Raw genomic sequence first — 4,902 nt, 5'->3', positions numbered from 1 at the left:
GGTCGTCGCAGCGCGGATGCCCTCGTCGCTGGTGACCAGCACCGGATCACCCTTGCGCTGCGGCACCGCGACCGGGACCACCTCGTCGTCGAAGACGCCGTTCTTCCAGGCCGCCGCCGCACGCTGGTGCGAGGCCGCGGCGAACGCGTCCTGGTCCTCGCGGCTGATCGGATCGCGATCGTTGCCCTGCTCGGTCAGCAGGCCCATCGCCTGATCGGTGAAGATGTCGTGCAGGCCGTCGTGGGCCATGTGGTCGCGCAGATTCACATCGCCGTACTTGAAGCCCTCGCGGCTCTTCTCCAGCAGATGCGGCGACTGGCTCATCGACTCCTGGCCGCCGGCCACGATGATCTCGTGCTCGCCGGCGCGGATCAGCTGATCGGCCAGGGCGATGGCGTTGATGCCGGACAGGCACACCTTGTTCAGGGTCAGCGCGGGCACATCCATCGGGATGCCGCCCGCCACCGCGGCCTGGCGCGCCGGGATCTGGCCCGCGCCCGCGGTCAGCACCTGCCCCATGATCACGTACTCCACCAGTTCGGGAGCAACGCCGCCCTTTTCCAGCGCGGCCTTGATGGCGAACCCGCCGAGGTCCGAGCCCGAGAAGGTCTTCAGGCCGCCGAGCAGCCGGCCGACCGGCGTACGGGCGCCGGAGACGATGACGGAAGTGGTCACGACGAGCCTCGCATTCTCCACGGCCACGCCGGTGCGCGACGGGCCGGATATCAAGAAGATCGATGTCAACAGGGTTCTACCCCACGGTAGCCGGTCGGCCGGGCCGGACATCTCGCAGGTGGAGCGCTACCGTCGAAGGGTGAGCAACGCAAATGAGACTTCATTCATCCCAGGCGACTACGTGGTGGCCGTCGACCACGTGGGCGTGGCAGTGCCCGACCTCGACGCCGCCATCGCCTGGTACGCCGAGAATCTCGGCATGATCGAGACCCACCGGGAGATCAACGAGGCCCAGGGCGTGCACGAGGCGATGCTGTCGCTGCCCGGCGCCCCCGACGGCGCCACCGCCCTGCAGTTGCTGGCGCCGCTCGACGAGACCTCGACCATCGCCAAGTTCATCGACCGCAACGGACCGGGCCTGCAGCAACTGGCCTACCGCGTTACCGATATCGACGCCGTCTCGACCTACCTACGCGAGCGTGGACTGCGTTTGCTGTACGAAGCCCCCAGGCGCGGAACCGCTGATTCCCGCATCAATTTCATCCATCCGAAGGATGCTGGAGGTGTGCTGGTCGAGTTGGTCGAACCCAACCCGGATGTTACGCACTAGTATCGCGGTCGGAGCGGGGAAAGTCGGACGGTTCACATTCGCGGTCGAGTCACCATCGGCCGCTGACAGGCTGTAGTTTGTGTGCCATGTCGTCACCTGAGTCCGATCGCAATCGCTTCGTCGCGTTGCCCTTCACCGTTGTGCGGAAGGGCTATGCGCAAGACGAGGTGCGTAATTACTTCGACCGCTTCGACGCCGAGTTGAGGGTCACGGCCACCGACCGCGATGCCGCCGCGGCGCAGGCACGCAACCTGGCCGCGCAGCTCGAGGACGCGCGGGACGAGATCGACGAGCTCCGCAAGGAAGTCGATCGTCTCTCGGTCCCGCCGACCACGGCCGAAGGCATGTCCGACCGTATTTCCCGCATGCTGCGGCTGGCCTCCGACGAGGCCAGCGAGGTCAGGGCGCTGGCCCAGGCCGAGGCCGCCGAGATGGTGTCGATCGCCGAGCAGCAGGCCGCCGAGATGCGCGGCAAGTACGAGTCGCTGCTGTCGGAGACCAAGGAAAAGCGCGAAGCGCTCGAGATCGAGTACGAGCAGACCCTCGCCAACGCCCGCACCGAGTCGGCGAAGATCATCGAAGCCGCGCAGGCCGAGTCCGAGCGCATCCTCAAGGAGGCCGAAGCCAAGCGCAAGGCCGCGCAGCAGGACTTCGAGGTCACCATGTCCGAGCGGCGCACCAAGCTCACCCGCCAGATGGAGGAGCTCGAGGCCACCAGCCGGGCCGAGGCCGCGCAGCGGATCAAGGACGCCACCGACGAGGCCAACCGCCTCATCACCTCGGCGACCCAGACCTCCGAGCGCAAGATCGCCCACGCCAAGGAACTCGCCGAGGAGATGCGCGTGCTGCGCGGCCGGGTGCTCGCCCAGCTGCTCGGCATCCGCGGCCAGCTCGACTCGGTGCCCGCCATGCTGGCGGCGGTCAACCGGGAGAGCGAACTGCTCGACGGTGTGCCGGAGCAGCGCAAGATCGGTGGCGGCCCGTCCAAGTCGGTCGGCGCCCGCACCACCAAGGCGATCCCCGAGGCCACCGCGGACGACGAGGACATCGAAGCCGACGAGCGCGAAGCCGCCGAGATCGCCAACTGACCCGGATCACCCCGAAAGGCGACGACGCGGTCATCTCCACCAGTTCAACCCTGAAGGCCGCCCCCACACCGGGGGCGGCCTTTTTCAGTTCCGCGCGAGAGAGATGGATGCGAGCCAGGACTCAGGACCAGCGCCGGGTGATCCCACGGGTGTGCCTGCCGTTCCAGCATCCGCGATGCCAGTGCCTGCGGTCCTCTTCGCCGTCCGCTCGCGGCCACGCGACGATATGGGCCACCCCGGGCACGATCTCGTGGTCACAGCCGGGGCACCGATAGGTCTTGAGTGCCCGCGCCGCCGGAATGGTGCGCACCGAATACTCCTCGCCGCCGCCGGGCCCGAGCTCGATCGAGCCGAAGACATCCGACAACGGCCGGCCGGAATCCGGACGGCCCGCTCGGCGATCGCTTCGGGATTTGCGGCGTGACACGACTACGAGCCTAGAACAACCGGAATTCGTTGCTCTCCGTGCCACGTAGCGCGTCGTAATCGAGTGTGAGGCAGCGGATGCCCCGATCCTGCGCGAGCGTGCGCGCCTGCGGCTTGATCTGCTGGGCCGCGAACACCCCGGCCACCGGTGCCAGCAACGGATCCCGGTTCAGCAGTTCGAGATAGCGCGTCAGCTGCTCCACGCCGTCGATCTCGCCGCGCCGCTTGATCTCCACGGCCACGGTCGCGCCCTTCTCGTCCCGGCACAGCAGGTCCACCGGTCCGATGGCCGTCATGTACTCGCGCCGGATCAGCGTGTAGCCGGCGCCGAGGGTCTGCACATGCTCGGCGAGCAATTCCTGCAGATGCGCTTCGACACCGTCCTTCACGAGCCCGGGATCGACACCGAGTTCGTGCGAGGAATCGTGCTCGATGTCCTCGATGGTGATGCGCAATTCCTCGCCGGACTTGTTCGTCACCACCCACAGCGCTTTGGCCGTCTCCGGTATCCCCGCCGCGGCGAGATCACGCTCATCGAGCCAGCAGGGCGGGCTCATCCAGTTGAGCGGCTTGTAGGAACCGCCATCGGAATGCACCAGCACCGAACCGTCGGCCTTGATGAGTAGAAGTCTGCGAGCCATCGGAAGGTGGGCGGTCAACCGACCGACGTAATCGACCTGGCAACGAGCAATCACGAGGCGCACCGGGACGAGTGTAGGGCCTGGCGCGATCCGGCAGAGACCTGCCCTTCGGGCCACCGGCGGTGCCACTCGGGTTGTTCAGCTGACGGACAGGAGCTTGCCCAGCAGAGCGGTGAGCTTATCCCGCTCGGTGGGGGTGAGCGCGGCGAAGGTGTGGTCGAGGTACTCGGGGATGGCCTTCTCCGCCTTCGCGAGTGCCCGCCGACCCGGCGTCGTGAGGGTGACCGCGTAGGCGCGCCGATCCTCGGGGTCGCGTTCGCGGCTGACGTAGCCTGCCTTCTCCAGTTCGTCGGCGATGCCGACCATGACGCTGCGGTCGATTCGCAATTCCTCGCTGAGCACCTGCTGCGAGGTCGGACCGACGGCCGCGAGCATCTTGAGGACCAGATGGTGACCGACACCGAGACCCTGCCGCTCGGCCAGGGCCTCCGCAGCCCGGGCGACAACCGTCGAAGCGCGGCACAGAGCGATGTCCGGGCGATCCGCCGCGAGGCGTGGGAAGTAGGTCGTCCGTGTGCGAGCGCCTGTCCTGGTCGGCATATCCGGCAGACTACCACAATCGTCTGCTCGCCAATCGTTTGACAACAAACCATCTCGACCGTACGGTCCCAAATCATCTTGGTAAAGATGGTTTGTGAGCAGATGGTGCGACTCGCCGTTGTGCTCTATCTGCAGCAGACCCCCTCGAGAATCCGAGCCACCCCTGGCCCGGCAACCCGTCCCCACCCAGTCCTGACCCGAGAAAGAGGCCCCATGTCGCTGAACCTATCCGCCGACGAAGTTCTGTCCACCACCCGCGCGGTGCGCAAACGGCTCGACCTGACCAGGCCTGTGCCACGCCATCTCATCGAGGAATGCGTCGACCTCGCCACGCAGGCCCCGACCGGCCGCAATCGCCAACGCTGGCACTTCCTCGTCGTCACCGACAAGACCCAACGCGCCGAGGTCGCCGACATCTACCGCAGGGGTGTCCACGTCGCACAGGGCACGCAACTGACCGAACGAGACCTGCGCCGCATGAACGCCCACGGCTCCTGGCCAGGAATCGCCCAAGGGCTCCAGTACCTCTACGGCCACATCCACCAGGTACCGGCGATCGTCATCCCCGCAGTCGAGGGCCGTACCGACCAGGCAAACGTGACCGAACAGGCCGGCACCTGGGGCTCCATCCTGCCCGCAGTGTGGAGCTTCATGCTCGCCGCCCGCGCCCGCGGCCTCGGCAGTGTCTGGACCACCGCACAAGCCCCGCTGGAACGCGAACTGGCCGCAGTCCTCGGCGTCCCCTACGACGACGTCATGCTCGCGGCCCTGATCCCACTCGCCTTCACCATCGGCACCGACTTCCGCCCGGCCAAGCGCATCAACCGAGAGCAGGTACTGCACTGGAACACGTGGTAATGGT

At 67.1% G+C, this 4,902-nt stretch carries 7 protein-coding genes; 3 read left to right on the top strand and 4 right to left on the bottom strand.

What is annotated here, in order from left to right:
- The coding region (locus ON26_RS05080) for a thiolase family protein (protein WP_040794805.1) at positions 1-675 on the bottom strand (675 nt) is incomplete at its 3' end.
- Positions 676-814: 139 nt separating this feature from the next.
- Here ON26_RS05080 and mce point away from each other — a divergent pair.
- Together mce and ON26_RS05070 are read left to right on the top strand one after the other, a co-directional pair.
- Positions 815-1,285, top strand: coding sequence for a methylmalonyl-CoA epimerase (gene mce / locus ON26_RS05075; RefSeq protein WP_040794804.1), 471 nt, complete (start codon positions 815-817; stop codon positions 1,283-1,285).
- A gap of 86 nt (positions 1,286-1,371) precedes the next feature.
- Positions 1,372-2,373: a coiled-coil domain-containing protein gene (locus ON26_RS05070; protein ID WP_040794803.1), complete on the top strand. Its 1,002-nt coding sequence runs from the start codon at positions 1,372-1,374 to the stop codon at positions 2,371-2,373.
- A 121-nt stretch (positions 2,374-2,494) separates the two neighbouring features.
- On the opposite strand, the gene ON26_RS05065 is transcribed toward ON26_RS05070, so the two are convergent.
- The 3 genes from ON26_RS05065 to ON26_RS05055 all read right to left on the bottom strand — a co-directional run bounded on the left by ON26_RS05065 (position 2,495) and on the right by ON26_RS05055 (position 4,040).
- Entirely contained in the window at positions 2,495-2,800 is a 306-nt protein-coding gene (locus ON26_RS05065; protein WP_040794802.1) for an Rv1322 family protein, read from the bottom strand.
- Positions 2,801-2,810: 10 nt separating this feature from the next.
- Positions 2,811-3,503, bottom strand: a complete 693-nt coding sequence (nucS, locus tag ON26_RS05060) for an endonuclease NucS (protein WP_040794801.1) — start codon at positions 3,501-3,503, stop codon at positions 2,811-2,813.
- A gap of 75 nt (positions 3,504-3,578) precedes the next feature.
- Positions 3,579-4,040, bottom strand: coding sequence for a MarR family winged helix-turn-helix transcriptional regulator (locus ON26_RS05055; protein ID WP_040794800.1), 462 nt, complete (start codon positions 4,038-4,040; stop codon positions 3,579-3,581).
- A 213-nt stretch (positions 4,041-4,253) separates the two neighbouring features.
- Here ON26_RS05055 and ON26_RS05050 point away from each other — a divergent pair, with 213 nt between their 5' ends.
- A complete protein-coding gene (locus tag ON26_RS05050) occupies positions 4,254-4,898 on the top strand; it encodes a nitroreductase family protein (RefSeq protein WP_040794799.1) in 645 nt (214 codons plus the stop codon).
- Positions 4,899-4,902 lie beyond the last annotated feature (4 nt).

Source organism: Nocardia higoensis NBRC 100133, assembly GCF_000308595.1.
In the GTDB taxonomy this organism is placed as follows: Bacteria; Actinomycetota; Actinomycetes; order Mycobacteriales; family Mycobacteriaceae; genus Nocardia; species Nocardia higoensis.
This window is presented reverse-complemented; position numbering and strand designations above follow the sequence as displayed.